This is a genomic window from Pseudomonas sp. TE3-3-F2023 (assembly GCF_036784815.1).
Taxonomy (GTDB): domain Bacteria; phylum Pseudomonadota; class Gammaproteobacteria; order Pseudomonadales; family Pseudomonadaceae; genus Aquipseudomonas; species Aquipseudomonas pudica.
The window spans coordinates 5,620,391-5,637,178 of sequence record NZ_CP145113.1 but is presented as its reverse complement, the minus strand read 5'-3'; the positions used below and the strand labels follow the sequence as shown (position 1 = coordinate 5,637,178).

15 protein-coding genes are annotated in these 16,788 nt (G+C 64.6%); 9 read left to right on the top strand and 6 right to left on the bottom strand.

Annotation, left to right across the window (positions count from 1 at the left end; genetic code table 11):
• Positions 1-120 precede the first annotated feature (120 nt).
• Positions 121-1,068 (bottom strand): LysR family transcriptional regulator, encoded by a 948-nt coding sequence (locus V3314_RS25800; RefSeq protein ID WP_046617094.1) that lies wholly within the window; start codon positions 1,066-1,068, stop codon positions 121-123.
• Between the two features lie 191 nt (positions 1,069-1,259).
• Between V3314_RS25800 and V3314_RS25795 the strand changes: the two genes are divergently transcribed.
• The 4 genes from V3314_RS25795 to V3314_RS25780 are packed head-to-tail and all read left to right on the top strand — an operon-like array spanning position 1,260 to position 6,039.
• Complete coding sequence (locus V3314_RS25795) at positions 1,260-2,789, top strand: efflux transporter outer membrane subunit (RefSeq protein ID WP_046617095.1); 1,530 nt, start codon at positions 1,260-1,262, stop codon at positions 2,787-2,789.
• Complete coding sequence (locus V3314_RS25790; RefSeq protein ID WP_338459791.1) at positions 2,786-4,963, top strand: FUSC family protein; 2,178 nt, start codon at positions 2,786-2,788, stop codon at positions 4,961-4,963. Before V3314_RS25795 ends, V3314_RS25790 begins: the two co-directional genes overlap by 4 nt.
• Positions 4,964-4,967: 4 nt before the next feature.
• Positions 4,968-5,168 (top strand): DUF1656 domain-containing protein, encoded by a 201-nt coding sequence (locus V3314_RS25785; RefSeq protein WP_008097766.1) that lies wholly within the window; start codon positions 4,968-4,970, stop codon positions 5,166-5,168.
• A 10-nt stretch (positions 5,169-5,178) separates the two neighbouring features.
• Positions 5,179-6,039, top strand: coding sequence for an HlyD family secretion protein (locus tag V3314_RS25780; protein WP_046617097.1), 861 nt, complete (start codon positions 5,179-5,181; stop codon positions 6,037-6,039).
• Positions 6,040-6,106: 67 nt separating this feature from the next.
• Here the strand turns inward: V3314_RS25780 and V3314_RS25775 are convergent, their stop codons facing one another.
• Positions 6,107-6,559, bottom strand: coding sequence for a universal stress protein (locus V3314_RS25775; protein ID WP_046617098.1), 453 nt, complete (start codon positions 6,557-6,559; stop codon positions 6,107-6,109).
• A gap of 272 nt (positions 6,560-6,831) precedes the next feature.
• Here V3314_RS25775 and V3314_RS25770 point away from each other — a divergent pair, with 272 nt between their 5' ends.
• From V3314_RS25770 to V3314_RS25750, 5 genes are all read left to right on the top strand, one after another.
• Positions 6,832-7,740 (top strand): LysR family transcriptional regulator, encoded by a 909-nt coding sequence (locus V3314_RS25770; protein ID WP_046617099.1) that lies wholly within the window; start codon positions 6,832-6,834, stop codon positions 7,738-7,740.
• Positions 7,741-7,967: 227 nt separating this feature from the next.
• Positions 7,968-9,509 (top strand): MFS transporter, encoded by a 1,542-nt coding sequence (locus V3314_RS25765; protein ID WP_196183812.1) that lies wholly within the window; start codon positions 7,968-7,970, stop codon positions 9,507-9,509.
• Positions 9,510-9,537: 28 nt separating this feature from the next.
• Positions 9,538-10,599 (top strand): HlyD family secretion protein, encoded by a 1,062-nt coding sequence (locus V3314_RS25760; RefSeq protein ID WP_046617101.1) that lies wholly within the window; start codon positions 9,538-9,540, stop codon positions 10,597-10,599.
• On the top strand, positions 10,596-12,047 hold the full coding sequence (locus V3314_RS25755) for an efflux transporter outer membrane subunit (RefSeq protein WP_338459789.1): 1,452 nt from the start codon (positions 10,596-10,598) through the stop codon (positions 12,045-12,047). Before V3314_RS25760 ends, V3314_RS25755 begins: the two co-directional genes overlap by 4 nt.
• Before the next feature lie 140 nt (positions 12,048-12,187).
• Positions 12,188-12,982 carry an SDR family oxidoreductase gene (locus tag V3314_RS25750; RefSeq protein WP_338459788.1) on the top strand — a complete coding sequence of 265 codons (795 nt, stop codon included), beginning with the start codon at positions 12,188-12,190 and terminating at the stop codon, positions 12,980-12,982.
• A gap of 130 nt (positions 12,983-13,112) precedes the next feature.
• On the opposite strand, the gene V3314_RS25745 is transcribed toward V3314_RS25750, so the two are convergent.
• From V3314_RS25745 to V3314_RS25730, 4 genes are all read right to left on the bottom strand, one after another.
• On the bottom strand, positions 13,113-13,925 hold the full coding sequence (locus V3314_RS25745) for an SDR family oxidoreductase (RefSeq protein ID WP_338459787.1): 813 nt from the start codon (positions 13,923-13,925) through the stop codon (positions 13,113-13,115).
• Between the two features lie 151 nt (positions 13,926-14,076).
• Complete coding sequence (locus tag V3314_RS25740) at positions 14,077-14,541, bottom strand: multidrug transporter (protein ID WP_085601224.1); 465 nt, start codon at positions 14,539-14,541, stop codon at positions 14,077-14,079.
• Between the two features lie 99 nt (positions 14,542-14,640).
• The gene (locus V3314_RS25735; protein WP_046617045.1) at positions 14,641-16,095 is read right to left on the bottom strand and encodes a mannose-1-phosphate guanylyltransferase/mannose-6-phosphate isomerase; all 1,455 of its coding nucleotides are present in this window, start codon (positions 16,093-16,095) and stop codon (positions 14,641-14,643) included.
• A 35-nt stretch (positions 16,096-16,130) separates the two neighbouring features.
• Entirely contained in the window at positions 16,131-16,778 is a 648-nt protein-coding gene (locus V3314_RS25730) for an alginate O-acetyltransferase AlgF (protein ID WP_046617046.1), read from the bottom strand.
• Positions 16,779-16,788: the final 10 nt, after the last annotated feature.

The following is a 16,788-nucleotide window of genomic DNA, read 5'->3' as shown; positions in this document are numbered from 1 at the left end:
CCCACAGGTATTGCACAGGCCTGGAAGGCAGTGGTGTACCTGTGGGAGCGGGTTTACCCGCGAAGAGGCCGGCAATGGTTAGCAACCTACCATTGTCCGCCCCCGCAATGCAGCAGCTTTTTAATTGGCGATCATCACCTGATGGGTTTTCAGGTCTGCCTCATGGGCTGCCAGAATCTCCGGCAGCGAGTTGCGCAGGTACTCGACCCAAGTCTTGATCTTGGCATCCAGGTACTGCCGCGACGGGTAGATGGCGTACAGGTTCAGTTCCTGCAGCCGGTACTCGGGCAGCACCCGTATCAGGCTGCCATCGCGCAGGCCATCGATGGCCGAATAGATCGGCAGCACGCCCACGCCCATGCCGCTGCGAATCGCAGTTTTCATGGCATCGGCAGTATTGACCATGAACGGCGAGCTGGTGATGTTGACCATCTCCTGGCCTTCCGGCCCGTCGAACAGCCACTTTTCCAACGGGATCACCGGGCTGACCATGCGCAGGCAGGCATGCTTGAGCAGGTCGGAAGGCTTGTGCGCAACGCCGTGGCGGGCAATGTAGGCGGGCGAGGCGCAGACGATGCTGTAGGTGATGCCCAGGCGCTGGGACACGAACCCGGAGTCGGGCAGTTCGGTGGCCAGCACGATGGAAACGTCATAGCCCTCGTCGAGCAGGTCGGGCACGCGGTTGGCCATGGTCAGGTCGAAGGTCACGTCCGGGTGCGATTCGCGGTAGCGGGCGATGGCGTCGACCACGAAGTGCTGACCGACCCCGGTCATAGAGTGCACCTTCAATTGCCCGGCCGGGCGGGCATGTGCGTCGCTTGCCTCGGCCTCGGCTTCTTCGACATAGGTAAGAATCTGTTCGCAACGCATCAGGTAGCGCTTGCCGGCTTCGGTCAGCGCAATGCGGCGGGTAGTACGGTTGAGCAGCCTTGTTTGCAGATGGGCTTCCAGGTTGGAGACCGCCCGCGACACGTTCGCGGTGGTCGTATCCAGTTGCCCGGCGGCAGCGGTAAAGCTGCCAAGTTGGGCTACGCAACTGAAAGCACGCATGTTTTGCAGGGTGTCCATGGGTCACTCTCGATGTAGAGGACAAAATTGTGTCACGAAGTAACGTAAAAGAGATGAAAAGTTGCCTTCGACCAAAGGCGGATTATCGCTGTTTTGGTAACAAAGATTCGCAGGAATCCACGCTTATCGCCAGTGCTGCCGCCCCCTAGAATTGCCCGGCCCCTCCAACTCTTCCTCGGGAAATCGCAGCTGTGCCGCGTCGCATCATCAGAACGCTCAGTGCGTTCAGTGCCTGTGCCCTTGCCCTCACCTTGAGCGGCTGTATCGGAACCTGGGGCATTGCCCCGCAAAGCAAGACGCTGCAAGCCAACAACCTGACCACCGACGCGGCCATACGCGAAGCCGCGACCGACGCCCACTGGCCCGACCAGCAGTGGTGGCACGCCTATGGCGACCCACAGCTGGACCGCTGGGTTGCCCTGGCCGTGGCCGGCAGCCCAAGCCTGGCCATGGCTGCGGCGCGGGTACGCGAAGCCAAGGCCATGGCCGGCGTGGTCGAGTCGGCGGAAAAACTCCAGGCCAATGGCCAGGCCACGCTCAAGCGTCACAACTGGCCTGAAGACCAGTTCTACGGCCCGGGCGCGCTGTCCGGCGCCAATACCTGGGACAACAACGCCGCCATTGGCTTCAGCTATGCACTCGACCTGTGGGGCCGCGAACGCAATGCCAGCGAGCAGGCCGTGGATCAGGCGCACATGAGCGTGGCCGAAGCCCGCCAGGCGCAGCTGGAGCTGCAGAACAACGTGGTGCGCGCCTACATCCAGCTGAGCCTGCACTTCGCCCAGCGCGATATCGTCAAGGCCGAGCTGGACCAGCAGGAGCAGATTCTGGCCTTGGCCAAGCGCCGGCTGGATGCAGGCATCGGTACTCATTTCGAAGTCAGCCAGGCCGAAGCGCCGTTGCCGGAAACCCATCGCCAGCTCGACAGCCTGGACGAAGAAATTGCCCTGGCCCGTAACCAGCTGGCCGCCCTGGCAGGCAAGGGCCCGGGGGAAGGCGCACAGTTGCAGCGCCCGAGCCTGGCCCTGGCCGCGCCGCTGAAGCTGCCGTCGAATCTGCCGGCCGAACTGGTCGGCCAGCGCCCCGACGTGGTCGCCAGCCGTTGGCAGGTGGCCGCCCAGGCGCGGGGTATCGATGTTGCCCATGCCGGCTTCTTCCCCAACGTAGACCTGGTCGGCAGCCTCGGCTTCATGGCAACCGGTGGTGGCCCGCTGGAATTCCTCACCGGGCGCAAGTTCAACTACAACGTCGGCCCGGCCATCAGCCTGCCGATCTTCGACGGCGGCCGCCTGCGCTCGCAGCTGGGCGTGGCCTCTGCGGGCTATGACATGGCAGTGGCGCGCTACAACCAGACCGTGGTCGGTGCGCTGAAGAACATCTCCGACCAGCTGATTCGCCGTGAGTCGATGAAAGAGCAGTCGCACTTCGCCGCTGAGTCGGTCGCGGCTGCGCAGAAAACCTACGACATCGCCATGGTCGCCTTCCAGCGTGGCCTTACCGACTACCTCAACGTGCTCAACGCCCAGACCTTGCTGTTCCGCCAGCAGCAGGTGCAACAGCAGGTGCAGGCCGCCCGCCTGATTGCCCATGCCGAGCTGGTAACTGCCTTGGGCGGCGGCTTGCAGGCTGGCCAGGACGTGCCGAAAGAGGAGCGCCAGGCCGCACCGAAAACCCCGGCCACCCTGGCCATTTTCGACAAGAAGCCGGATAACGCCGAATGAGCAACTCCAGTTTGCCCGTGCGCTGGCTGCAGAGCCTGGAATGGCGCCGGGGCTTCTTTGCCTGGGCACGCACCGACGGGGTGACCTGGGTGTACATCTTCAAGGTGCTGGCCGCTGCGTTCATCACCCTGTGGCTGGCCATGCGCGTGGAGCTGCCCCAACCGCGCACGGCGATGATCACCGTGTTCATCGTCATGCAGCCGCAAAGCGGGCATGTGTTCGCCAAGAGCTTCTACCGGGTGCTCGGCACCCTGGCCGGCTCGGCGATGATGGTGGCGCTGATCGCCATATTCCCGCAGAACACCGAGCTGTTCCTGCCCAGCCTGGCCCTGTGGGTAGGCCTTTGTTCGGCCGGTGCCATGCGCTACCGCACCTTCCGCGCCTATGGCTTCGTGCTGGCCGGCTACACCGCGGCGATGATCGGCCTGCCGGTGCTGGAACACCCTGACCAGGCGTTCATGGCGGCGGTATGGCGGGTGCTGGAAATCGCCCTGGGCATTCTGGTGTCGACCTTCGTCAGCGCGGCGATTCTGCCGCAGTCGGCCAGTGCCGCCATGCGCAACGCCCTGTATCAGCGCTTTGGCGTGTTCGCCGGAGTGGTGGTCGAGGCCCTGCGCGGCGAAAGCCAGCGGGACCGCTTCGAGAGCAGCAACGTGCGCTTCGTCGCTGAAGCAGTGGGCCTGGAGAGCCTGCGCAACGTAACCGCCTTCGAAGACCCGCACATGCGCCGGCGCTCTGGTCGCCTGGTGCGCATGAACAGCGAGTTCATGGCCATTACCACACGCTTCAATGCCCTGCATCGTTTGCTGGAGCGCCTGCGCGCTCGCGGCCCGCTGCAGATCGTCGGCGCCATCGAGCCGGGCCTGAACACCCTCGTGGAGCTGTTGCAGCCCTACGTGGGCCGGGCGCTGACCGACGCCGATGCGCTGCGCCTGACCCTGGAGCTGGCCGCTTACAAGGAAGGCCTGCAGGCACAGGTGCGCGGCCTGCGCGCCGAGTACCTGGCAACCGAGCCGAGCGAGTCCGACCTGCTCGACTTCCACACTGCCTTCGAGCTGCTCTACCGCTTCGTCGACGAGATGTACAGCTACGCCGAAACCCACGCCTCGCTGGCCGCGCACCGGCACGAGCGCGAGCAGTGGAGTGAGCCCTATGTGGCGCAGACCAGCTGGTTGGTATCGTTGGCCGCCGGTGTGCGCGCCTCGGCGGTGCTGTTGCTGCTGGGCAGCTACTGGTTGTTCAGCGACTGGCCCAGCGGCGCCATGATGACCCTGATCGCCACCGTCACCGTGGGCCTGTCGGCGGCCTCGCCGAACCCCAAGCGCATGTCGTTCCAGATGGCCTGCGGCACGGCGATCGGTGCCTTCGTCGGCTTCTTCGAAACCTTTTTCGTGTTCCCCTGGATCGACGGTTTCCCGCTGCTGTGCATGGTCCTGGCGCCGGTGTTCGTATTGGGGGCGTTCCTTTCGTCACGGCCGGCCTATGCCGGCTATGGCATAGGCCTGCTGGTGTTCTTCGCCATCGGTTCGGTGCCGAACAACCTCACCGTGTATGACCCATACACCTTCATCAACGACTACATCGGCATGGTCATCGGCATGTTCGTCTGTGCCGCTGCCGGGGCGATCATCCTGCCGCCCAACAGCCGCTGGCTGTGGAGCCGCCTGGAGCAGGAACTGCGCGAGCAGGTGCTGTTCGCCATCAGCGGCCGCCTGCGCGGCATCGGTACCGCCTTCGAAAGCCGCACCCGAGACCTGCTGCACCAGGCCTATGGCCTGGCAGCCGGCAAGCCGCAGGTACAGAGCCAGTTGATGGGCTGGATGTTCACCGTGCTGGAAATCGGCCACGCCATCATCGAGCTACGCAAGGAACAGGCCCGTGCGCCGGTGCACCCGGCTTACGCCGAGTCGCAGCCCTGGCGCCAGGCGATCCGCGTGATGGGCCGTGCCCTGGCCCGGTTGTTCCTGCAGCCCAGCGCCAGCAACCACGAACGCGCGCTGGTGGCGGTGGACCACGCCATCTCCCGCGTGCAGGCAACCGACGAGCCCTTCGCCCGCCACTTCGACACTTCGGTGCTGCGCCGCGCGCAAAGCTACCTGCACTTCATCCGTTCTTCCCTGCTCGACCCACAGTCGCCGTTGGCACCGGCGAAAGGACCGCACGATGCTCCGTGAAACCATGCCCCGTGAAATCGCTTTCCATGGTGTGTACATGCCCACCATGACCTTGATGTTCCTGTTCGCCCTGGGCCTGGCCTGGGGCCTGGACCGGTTCATTGCCAGCCATGATGGCTACCGCTTCTTCTGGCACCCGGCGCTGCTGCGCCTGAGCCTGTTCGTCTGCCTGTTCGGCGCTTTGGCGCTGTCGCTCTACTGGTGAGAATCCTTCGATGAAAAAGTTCTTCAGCCTGATCGCCACCCTGTTGGTGCTTGCCGCTGCCGTGGTGATCGGTCGCCAGTTGTGGCTGCACTACATGACCACGCCCTGGACCCGCGACGGCCGTGTGCGTGCCGACATCATCAACGTCGCTGCCGATGTGCCTGGCTATGTGGTGGACGTGCCGGTCAAGGACAACCAGCGGGTGAAGAAGGGCGACCTGCTGATCCAGATCGACCCCGAGCACTACCAACTGGCGGTCGACCAGGCCAAGGCGCTGGTCGCTTCGCGCAAGGCCACCTGGGAGATGCGCAAGGTCAACGCCAAGCGCCGTGCCGACATGGACAACCTGGTGATCTCCAAGGAAAACCGCGACGACGCCAGCAACATCGCCAACTCCGCCCAGGCGGACTACCAGCAGGCCCTTGCCGAACTGGCCGCCGCCGAACTGAACCTCAAGCGCACGCATATCGTGGCCACGGTGGACGGCTACGTGACCAACCTGAATATCCACAAGGGTGACTATGCGCGTACCGGTGAAGCGGTGATGGCGGTGGTCGACGAGAACTCGTTCTGGGTCTACGGGTTCTTCGAGGAGACCAAGCTGCCGCATGTGAAGGTGGGTGACCAGGCCGAGCTGCAGATGATGAGCGGCGAGCGCATCAAGGGCCACGTGGAGAGCATCGCCCGTGGCATCTATGACCGCGACAACCCACAGAGCCGCGAGTTGATCGCCGATGTGAACCCGACTTTCAACTGGGTGCGGCTGGCGCAGCGGGTGCCGGTGCGCATTCATATCGATGAAGTGCCGGACGGGTTTTTGCTGGCAGCGGGGACGACTTGTACGGTGGTGGTGAAGCCGAGTTCGCCTTGATAAGTATGTCGCCTGGGATCAAGCGCTGCGCGGGCGGCGTTCGATCTCAGGCGATATACCTCTCAAGTCATGCACTCGCTGCCCCCACCAACACCGGCACCTTCACCCGATCAATCACCTTCGCGCTGATCGACGGGTCCAGCATCCGCCCCAGCCGTGACAGGTGGCGGTGGCCCATGATGATCAGTTCACAATTCAGTTCCTGCGCCTTGGCCACGATTGCCTCGACCGGCTGCCCGGCCACCATGCAGCCCCGGCTGGCGAAGCCGGCTTGCTGCAACTCGCGCACCGCCTCGGCCACCGCCTGGTCGGCCTGGTGCTGCTCTTCGCAGGCGGCGGGGTATTCTTCCAGTTCTTCCGCGGTGTAGGGCGCGGGTTGATCGTGGACGGCGAAGGTAGAGTCGATGGCCAGCAGCACATGCAGTTCGTGTTCGCCGGGGCGGCAGTAGTGGCGGGCGAGGGTGAGCAGGGCAGTGGATGCAGGGGAGGCGTCGATGGCGATCAGGACAGGGCTGGGCATGTGGAATCCTTGTTTCAGGCTGGCTAAGCATTTGCCTGTACCGGCCCTATCGCCGGCAAGCCAGCTCCCACAGGTACCCCGCATTGCCCAAGGCCTGTGTTGAACCTGTGGGAGCTGGCTTGCCGGCGATAGGGCCAGTACAGGCACTGCAAATCTTATGACCCAATCACCGTCCAAAATAAATGCCCCACCACGCACGAGCGCATTGCGTCTGGTGCATTCCACCAACCTGCTACCATCGCCATTCCTCACAGCTGTAACGGAAAACGGCCATGCAACTCCCGGACATGAACCTGCTCGTCGCCCTCGATGCCCTGCTCGACGAGGGCAGCGTGGTCGGCGCGGCGCAGCGCATGAACCTGAGCCCGGCGGCGATGAGCCGGACCCTGGGGCGTATTCGCGATGCATTGGGTGACCCGATCCTGGTGCGCGCCGGTCGCGGCCTGGTGCCGACGCCGCGGGCGCTGGCCCTGCGCGAGCAGGTGGCGGCACTGGTGGAGCAGGCTGGCGAGGTGTTCCGCAGTGCAGACGAGGTCGACCTGCCCAAGCTTGACCGGGCCTTCAACATCCGCACCAACGACCTGTTCATCGCCCTGTACGGCGCCCAGCTGCTGCGGCGCATGCACGAGCAGGCGCCGCGCACGGTGCTGCGCTTCGTGCCGGAAAGCCCCGGCGGCGATGATGACAGCGTGCTGCGCGACGGACGTACCGACCTGATCATCAGCTCGACCGTGGACCTGGGCCCGGAGATCAAGGTGCAGAGCCTGTTCCAGACCTACTACGTGGGCCTGGCGCGGCGTGACCACCCAATCTTCGAGCAGCCGATCACGCCGACCAGTTTTGCCAGTTATCCACAGATCAGCGTGTCCCGCCGTGGCCGTGCCAATGGTCCGATCGATGTGGAATTGGCCAACTTCAAGGTGCAGCGGCGGGTGGCGCTGATCACCCCGAGCTTTCACTCGGCGCTGTTCTCGCTGCCGGATTCCGACCTGATCCTGCCGATGCCGGCGAACATCCTCAACAGCGTGCACAAGCTTGGGCTGCCGCTGCGCTCGTTCCAGATCCCGGTGCCGCTGGAGCGGGTGAACGTGCTGCAGGCATGGCACCCACGGTTTCACAATGACCCGGCGCATCGCTGGTTGCGGCAGACCCTGAAGGCCTGTTGCAGCGTTGACCCTTGATTGCCTGTGAGGGCCTCATCGCCGGCAAGCCAGCTCCCACAGGATCGGTGCATATCTCGAAAACTTCGCAGCACCTGTGGGAGCTGGCTTGCCGGCGATAGGGCCAGACCTGCAAAAGGTGGATTGCGCCTGACGCAACATAAACCTACCGAGAAGTCAGTTTTCGTCAGCATTCGACCTTCTTAGACTTGCTCCAGTCGCAAATTTGTTGCTGGAGATGTCTGCCCATGAGTTCCCTGTCCGCCCAGTCTGCCGCGATTGCCGCCGCCCCCGCGCCGGCCGCGCCTGCGCAGACTGCGTTCGGCCTGCAGGTAGTGGTCGGGCTGTTCGGTGTGCTGCTGGCCGTGCTGTGCGCGGGCCTCAACGAGTCGGTAACCAAGATCTCCCTGGCCGATATCCGTGGTGCCATGGGCATCGGTGCCGACGAAGGCGCCTGGCTGCTGGCGGTCTACAGCGCCGCTTCGGTCTCGGCCATGGCCTTCGCGCCATGGCTGGCCACCACGTTCTCGCTGCGGCGCTTCACCATGAGCGCCATCTGCCTGTTTGCCGTGCTCGGCCTGCTGCAACCGTTCGCCCCAAACCTGCACAGCCTGATGTTGCTGCGTGTACTTCAAGGCTTCGCCTCTGGCGCCTTGCCGCCCATGTTGATGAGCGTTGCCCTGCGTTTCCTGCCACCGGGCATCAAGGTTTATGGCCTGGCCTGCTATGCCCTCACCGCCACCTTCGGCCCCAACCTCGGCACGCCGCTGGCAGGGCTGTGGACTGAATACGTCGGTTGGCAGTGGGCGTTCTGGCAGATCATCCTGCCTTCGGCGCTGGCCATGTTCTGCGTCGGTTGGGGCCTGCCGCAGGACCCGCTGCGCCTGGAGCGCTTCAAGCAGTTCGACTGGCGCGGCCTGCTGCTCGGCCTGCCGGCCATCAGTTGCATCGTGCTGGGCCTGTCGCTGGGCGACCGCTGGGGCTGGTTCGATTCGCCGCTGATCTGCTGGCTGCTCGGCGGTGGCCTGCTGTTGCTGGTGCTGTTCATGTTCAACGAATGGTCCGAGCCGCTGCCGTTCTTCCAGTTGCGCATGCTGTCGCGGCGCAACCTGAGTTTCGCCCTGGTGACCTTGGCCGGTGTGCTGATCGTGCTCTCGGGTGTTGGCAGCATTCCGTCAGCCTACCTGGCGCAGATCCAGGGCTACCGCCCTGCGCAGACCAGCCCGCTGATGATGCTGGTGGCCATGCCGCAGCTGATCGCCCTGCCGCTGACGGCGGCGCTGTGCAACATCCGCGCGGTGGACTGCCGTTGGGTACTGGGCATCGGCCTGGCGATGCTGGCCGTGTCCTGTGTCGGCAGCAGCCTGCTGACCAGCGAGTGGATCCGAGGCGACTTCTACCCGTTCTACCTGCTGCAGGTGTTCGGCCAGCCAATGGCAGTGCTGCCGCTGCTGATGCTGTCCACCAACGGCATGACCCCGCAGGAAGGCCCGTTCGCCTCCAGCTGGTTCAACACCGTCAAGGGCCTGGCCGCGGTGATCGCCGGTGGCCTGCTGGACGCCCTTGGCACCCTGCGCCGGCACTTCCATTCCAACCACCTGGTGGACAGCCTGGGCAACGCCCCGCTGGTCGACGATAACGCAGCCGGCCTGGCCAGGCGCATCCACGATCAGGCGTTGGTGCTGACCTCGGCCGACCTCTACCTGGTCATGGCCTGCATTGCCGTGGCCCTGATCTGCCTGATTCCTTTCGTGCCTACCCGGGTCTATCCGCCGCGCGCGGTGGCTTGAACCCTGGATGAATTCGAGAACCACTGAAATGACCAACAACCGCAAAACCCTGTTCATCGGCTCGGTGCTTGCCGTGGCCGTCCTGGCCGGCATCGTCGGCCCCTGGATGTTCGGCAGCGACCATCGCCAGAGCACCAATGACGCCTATGTGATCGCCGACTACACAGTGGTCGCGCCCAAGATCGCTGGCTTCATCAAGGAGGTGCTGGTGGAGGACAACCAGCAGGTCAAGGCCGGCCAGTTGCTGGCGACCATCGATGACCGTGACTACCAGGCCGCGCTGGATGCCGCGAAGGCGCAGTTGCTGGTGGCCCAGGCACAAAGCGCCGATGCCCGTGCCACCCTCGAGCGCCAGGCTTCGCTGATCGCCCAGGCTGAGGCTGCAGTCAAAGCGGCCCAGGCCGAAGCTGCGTTCGCCGATCATGAGGTCAACCGCTACAGCCGTCTGGCCGAGCAGGGTGCCGGCACAGTGCAGAACGCCCAGCAGGCGCGCAGCGGGGTCGACCAGGCCCGCGCACGCCTGGCCAATGCCCAGGCGGCACTGGTAGCGGCGCGCAAGCAGGTGGATATCCTTGCCGCCCAGGTTGCCAGTGCCGACGGCCAGCTGAAACGCGCCGAGGCGGGGCTGGAAAAGGCCCAGCTCGATTTGTCCTACACCCGCATCACCGCGCCGGTGGACGGCATGGTCGGCGAGCGCGCCTTGCGTGTGGGTGCCTACGTCAACCCGGGCGCCCGCCTGCTGTCGGTGGTGCCATTGCAACAGGCCTATGTGGTAGGCAACTTCCAGGAAACCCAGCTGACCCACGTACAGCCTGGCCAGGCCGTGAGCATCAGCGTCGATACCTTTGCCGGCGAGAAACTGCAGGGCCATGTGGACAGCATCGCTCCGGCCACCGGCGTGACATTCGCTGCGGTCAAGCCCGACAACGCTACCGGCAACTTCACCAAGGTGGTACAGCGCATTCCGGTGAAGATCGTTTTCGATGACGGCCAGCCGCTGCTTGCCCGCCTGCGCGTAGGCATGTCGGTGGAGGCGACCATCGACACCCGTGGCGACAAGCTGGACGGCAAAGAGGTAAGCGCACGATGAAACCGGCATCACGCTTGAGCCCTTTGCTGCTGGCCGCATTGATGGCTGGCTGCACCCTGGGCCCGGACTTCCAGCGCCCTGACAGCCAGGCACCGCAACAGTGGGCGCCGCTGCAAGGCGAGGTGGCGGCCAGCCAGCCGCAGGCCGAACCGCTGGAACTGCGCTGGTGGGAGAGCTTCCACGATGGCCGCCTGAGTGCCTTGATCCAGCGTGTTGCCGAGCGCAACCTCGACCTGCAGATGGCCAGCGCCCGCCTGCTGCAAAGCCGCGCCCTGCGCAGCACCGTGGCAGCCGACCAAGTACCTTCGGTGGACGTGAACGCCGGCTACAGCCGCGCGCGCAACAGTGCCGAAGGCCTGAGTGACCCGTCCGGCAAGGCGGGCAAGGAAGCCTTCAACCTCTGGCAGGGCGACCTGGTGGCCGGTTGGGAGCTGGACCTGTGGGGCCGTGTGCGGCGCCAGGTCGAGACTGCCGATGCCACGGTCGAGGTAGCCGAGAACGACCGCCGCGGCGTGTTGCTGGCATTGCTTTCGGAAACCGCCGGCAACTACATCCAGCTGCGCGCCGTGCAGCACACCATCGATGTGACCCGCGACAACCTCAAGGTCGCCCAGCACAGCCTGAAGTTGTCCGAAAACCGCCAGGCCGAAGGTGTCGCCACGCGTCTGGACGTGGCCCAGGCCAATGCCCAGGTCTCCTCGATCGAGTCTCGCCTGCCAACCCTGGAAGCGCGGCGCGATGACCTGATCAACGCCCTCAGCCTGCTTGCCGCCGAACCGCCGCGCAGCCTGCAGGCCGAGTTGCTGCAGGGCGGCGAACTGCCTGCGCCGCAGCAGAAGTTCGCCATTGGCTTGCCGTCCGAACTGGCCGAGCGCCGCCCGGACATTCGCCAGGCCGAGGCCCGCCTGCATGCCGCCACTGCCAGCATTGGCGTGGCCAAGGCTGATTTCTACCCCAGCATCCGGCTGTCGGGCAATGTCGGGTTCCAGGCCATGCAGCTGTCCGATTTCGGCGCCTGGGATTCGCGCCGTTTCGCCTTTGGGCCGCAGCTGTCGCTGCCGATCTTCGAGGGTGGCCGGCTCAAGGGCACCCTGGAACTGCGCGAGGCGCAGCAGCAGGAAGCGGCGCTGAACTACCGCAAGGTGGTGCTGGGTGCCTGGCATGAAATCGACGATGTGCTACGCCTGTACAACGCCAGCCAATTGCGCCGCGACCACCTGGCCGAGGCGGTGCGGCAGAACCGCATCGCCCTGGAAACTGCCCAGCGCCAGTATGTGGAAGGGGCAGTGGACTTTCTCAACGTGCTGACAGTGCAGGGTGCCTTGCTGGCCAGCGAGGAACAGTGGATCGACAGTTCGGCGGCGGTGTCGCAGGCGCTGGTGGGGCTGTACAAGGCCCTGGGTGGTGGCTGGCAGGCGTTTGATGAGCAGCCTGTGAAGAAAGTGTGATTTTTGGGGGCCGCTTTGCGGCCCATCGCGACACAAGGCCGCTCCTACAGGAGATCGCGTCCGCATGTAGGAGCGGCCTTGTGTCGCGATGGGCTGCAAAGCAGCCCCCTGCGATTCCCCAGACAGATGAGGAGGCACAGATGCACATTTCCCTGAACGGCAAGCGCGCCATCGTCAGCGGCTCCACCGCGGGCATCGGCCTGGCCATCGCCATCGGCCTGGCCGAAGCGGGGGCCGAGGTGGTCCTCAACGGTCGCACCCAGGCCCGGGTCGACGAAGCTCTCAAAGTTGTGCGCGAACGCCTGCCACAGGCGCGCATCATCGGCATCGCTGCCGACCTGGGCACCCAGGCTGGTGCGCAGCAGCTTTTCGACCAGGTGCCGCACACCGACATACTGGTCAACAACCTGGGTATCTTCGAGCCCAAGCCGTTTTTCGAGATCGAGGATGAGGACTGGCAGCGTTTCTTCGACGTCAATGTGCTCAGCGCTGTTCGTCTGTCGCGCCACTATGCCCAAGGCATGGCCGAGCGCAAATGGGGGCGGGTGGTGTTCCTGTCCAGTGAGTCGGCGCTGCAGATCCCGACTGAGATGATTCATTACGGCATGACCAAGACTGCGTTGCTGGCGGTGTCGCGCGGGTTGGCCGAGACGCTGGCTGGTACCGGGGTGACGGTGAATTCGGTGCTGCCGGGGCCCACACGCTCGGAGGGGGTGGGTGATTTCTTTGCCAAGCTGGCCGAGGAGCAGGGGGTGTTGACTGAAGAACTGGAAGCCAACTTCCTGGCTGAGCACCGGCCGACCTCGCTGATCAAGCGGCTGGCGACGGTGGAGGAAGTGGCGAACATGGTGGTGTACCTGGCGTCGATGCAGGCCAGTGCTACCACCGGGGCTGCCTTGCGGGTGGATGGCGGGGTGCTGCGTTCCATTGCCTGATCTGTTTTGCCTGTACCGGCCTCTTCGCGGGTAAACCCGCTCCCACAGGGATCGCACAGTACTCAAATTCTGTGGGGTACCTGTGGGAGCGGGTTTACCCGCGAAGAGGCCAGCACAGGCTACCCATCAATCAGAGCGGGCGCAGTAGGCCAAACCGCTTGCGTAGCGCCCAGTCCAGCACCCGCCGTGGCAGTAACCGGGCCATCAACGGCAAAGCCGTACTGCCGTTCCCCAACCGTACCATCGCCGGCACCGGCGACTTCCCGACCGCCGCCAGCACGCCCTGGGCAAACACTGCCGCCGAGGTGGGCTTGTCCTGCGAAGCCCGTGCCCGTGCCTGCACGTGCTCGCGCAGCGGCCACCACGCCGAGTCCGCCGCCAGCACCTGCTCGGCCTGACGCTGGGCATTGCTGGCGAACTGCGAGGCAATCGCCCCAGGCTGCACTTCCATCACTCGCACCCCAAACGGCGCCAATTCCAGGCGCAATGCATCGCTCAGTGCATGCACGGCTGCTTTCGAAGCGCAGTAGGCGCCGGCAAACGGCGTGACCAGCACGCCTGATACGCTGCCGATGTTCACCACCAGGCCCCGTGAGCGGCGTAGCTGTGGGAACAATGCGCGAGTAACGCCGACCACGGCGAATACGTTGGTTTCGAACTGCTGGCGCAAGGCATCCACACCGCCATCGAGCAGCGGGCCCATGGCGCCGTAGCCGGCGTTGTTGATCAAGATATCGAGGTTTACCAGTTCCTCGGCCATGCGGGCCAGCGCTTCGCTGTCGTTCACATCAAGTTGCCGGGCGGTGAAGCCGGCGGCGTTCAGTTGCTCGACATCCTCAGGTTTGCGGGCGGTGGCCCAGACGTGGTGGCCGGCATCGCGGAAGGCGTCGGCCAGGGCGCGGCCGATGCCGCTGGAACAACCGGTGATCAGGACGGTGGGCATGGTTGGGGCCTGTTGTCAGGGGAAGTTGGTGTTGCCTGTGCCGGCCCTTTCGCGGGCTTGCCCGCTCCCACAGGTACTCCACAGCTCTTGAGTACTGTGCAGTACCTGTGGGAGCGGGCAAGCCCGCGAAAGGGCCGGCACAGGCGATACATTAGTTGGCAAACGCACCTTGCAGGTGCTCTGCACGAAACTCCAGGGTCTGCGGCCGGTACCCAGAGCGCAGTGGCGGCAGTGGCAGGCAGTCTTTCCACTCGGCCCCTGGCTGTAGTTCACCCGGCCCACGGTAGCGCGGGGCGTTGTAGGTGTTCTCCGCCAGGTTCACGGTATCGCCCGGCGCATACGCGGCCACCCGCCAGCGCAGCTCGGTCAGCGGCACGTCGTTGCCGTTCTTCATGCGCACCTGCAGGGCGCGGTCGGCGGGGCAGTGTTCGGGGGCGTAGGCCAGGCGCAGGTCCAGGCGGGCCAGTTGCGAGGTTTCGCGGGTGTCCTGCCAGATGACGAACAAGGCCACCAGGCCCAGGCCACAAACGGCGGCCAGCGAGATCGGCAGGGCCTTGGCCGGGTAGCGCAACAGCAGCACCAGCCAGGTGAGAATGAGGAAGGCACCGATGATCATGGGGCAGGCAGACCTTGGTTGCGCGGGGTCTGACCATCGTAGCCCGAAATGGGAAGTGGCTCAAAAAAGCGGGGCCGCAAAGCGGCCCCAGGGGATGCATTACTGCGCGATGGTCTTCACCGAAACACCCCGTTCGATCGGAGTGGAGGTACGCCCGTAAACATCTTCGAAGCGCTCGATGTCATCCTCGCCCAGGTAACTGCCGGACTGCACTTCGATGATCTCCAGCGGGATCTTGCCCGGGTTGCGCAGGCGGTGCACCGAGGCGATCGGGATGTAGGTGGACTGGTTCTCGGTCAGCAGGAACACGTTCTCGTCACAGGTCACCTCGGCGGTACCGGACACCACGATCCAGTGCTCGGCGCGGTGGTGGTGCATCTGCAGCGACAGGCTGGCGCCCGGCTTGACGGTGATGTGCTTGACCTGGAAGCGGCCGCCCATGTCCACCGAGTCGTACGAGCCCCACGGGCGATACACTTCCAGGTGGTTCTGGGTTTCGCTGCGGCCCTGCTCGTCGAGGGTCTTGACCATCTGCTTGACGCCCTGGACCTTGTCTTTGTGGGCAATCATCATGGCGTCCTTGGTCTCGACCACCACGATGTTCTCCAGGCCGATCACCGAGACCAGCTTGCCGTTACCGTGGATCATGCAGTTGTGGCTGTCCTGCACCACCACGTCGCCCTTGGTGACGTTGCCGTTGTCGTCCTTCTCGTGCACTTCCCACAGCGACGACCAGCAGCCCACATCGCTCCAGCCTGCCGACATCGGCACCACGCAGGCGCGCTGGGTCTTTTCCATCACCGCGTAGTCGATGGAGTTGTCCGGGCAGCAGGCGAAGGTGGCTTCGTCGATGCTCAGCACATCACCGTCTTCCTGGCTGCGCTCCAGGGCCAGCACGCAGGTGTCGTAGATGTCGCCGTCGTGTTTTTTCAGCTCTTCGAGGAAGCGGCTGGCACGGAACAGGAACATGCCGCTGTTCCAGAAGTAACCGCCGGCCTGGACGAACTCGGCGGCGCGTTTTTCATCGGGCTTCTCGACGAACTGCGCCACGCGCGCCACGCCTTCTGGCAGCAGGGCGTCCTGGCTGGAACGGATGTAGCCGTAGCCGGTTTCCGGCTTGGTTGCCGGCACGCCGAACAGCACCATCTCGCCACGCTCGGCGGCCACGGTGGCCAGGGCCAGGGCGCGTTGCAGGGCCTTCTGGTCCTCGATCACGTGGTCAGCGGGCAGCACCAGCATCAGCTCGTCGCGGCCTTCGTTGATCAGTTTCATGGCAGCCATGGCCACGGCCGGCGCGGTATTGCGGCCGAACGGTTCCATCAGGATGCCTTGGGTTTCCAGCTTCAGCGCGGCCAATTGCTCTTGCACGATGAACTTGTGGTCCTTGTTGCAGACCACGATCGGGGTGTCCATGCCTTCGAACACCAGGCGCTCGAGGGTTTGCTGGAACAGCGTGTGTTCACTGGTCAGGGCCAGGAACTGCTTGGGGAACTGCTTGCGCGACAGAGGCCACAGACGGGAACCGCTACCACCAGAAAGAATTACCGGGATCATCATGTTTCTCCAATAGTCGTTGAGAGGCAGGGGAATCAGTTGCTAGCCACGGGGCGAGTTACCCACACCGGCGACAAGGCGTTGCCGGAACCCGTTACGTACAGCACTGCGGCTTCGCCGCGCTCCAGGGCGACGGGTTTGACGTCACCCACTTTCTTGTCTCCTTGGTACAGCGCCAGGTTGACCTTGACCGGGTTGATTTCGCGTTCGCCACGGCCGTTGGCGGCAACGGGCTTGACCACTTCGGTCTTGCCGTCGGCGGTCTTCAGGGTCAGTTGCTGGTCACTGAGGTTCTGCACACGAACCAAGGCTTTCTGCTTGTTCTTGAACGGCGGCTCTTCGATCAGCTGCGGGTTGCCGCTGGCGCTGTTGACCAGGGTGTAGTACTTGTCCGCAGCCAGCTTGACCGGCACGCTCTTGCCGCCGACCTGGGCGGTGTAGTCACCCCCTGGCAGGAAGCTGAAGTCGCTGCTGCCCTGGGCGCCAACCTGCTTGATCTGGGTGTTGCCGACCGAGGCTGCAGCCGGTGCGCTGGAAGCGTTGTACAGGCGCACGAAGGTCGAGCCTTTTGGTGCGCTCGGGCCGTACAGCGCGGCGTCGGCACCGGCGAAGGCCTGCATGGAGGCCAGGGACAGGCCGGCCGCGAGGGTGAGGGCTTTGGCAATGGAAGTCTTGGTAGTCATATGTATGTTC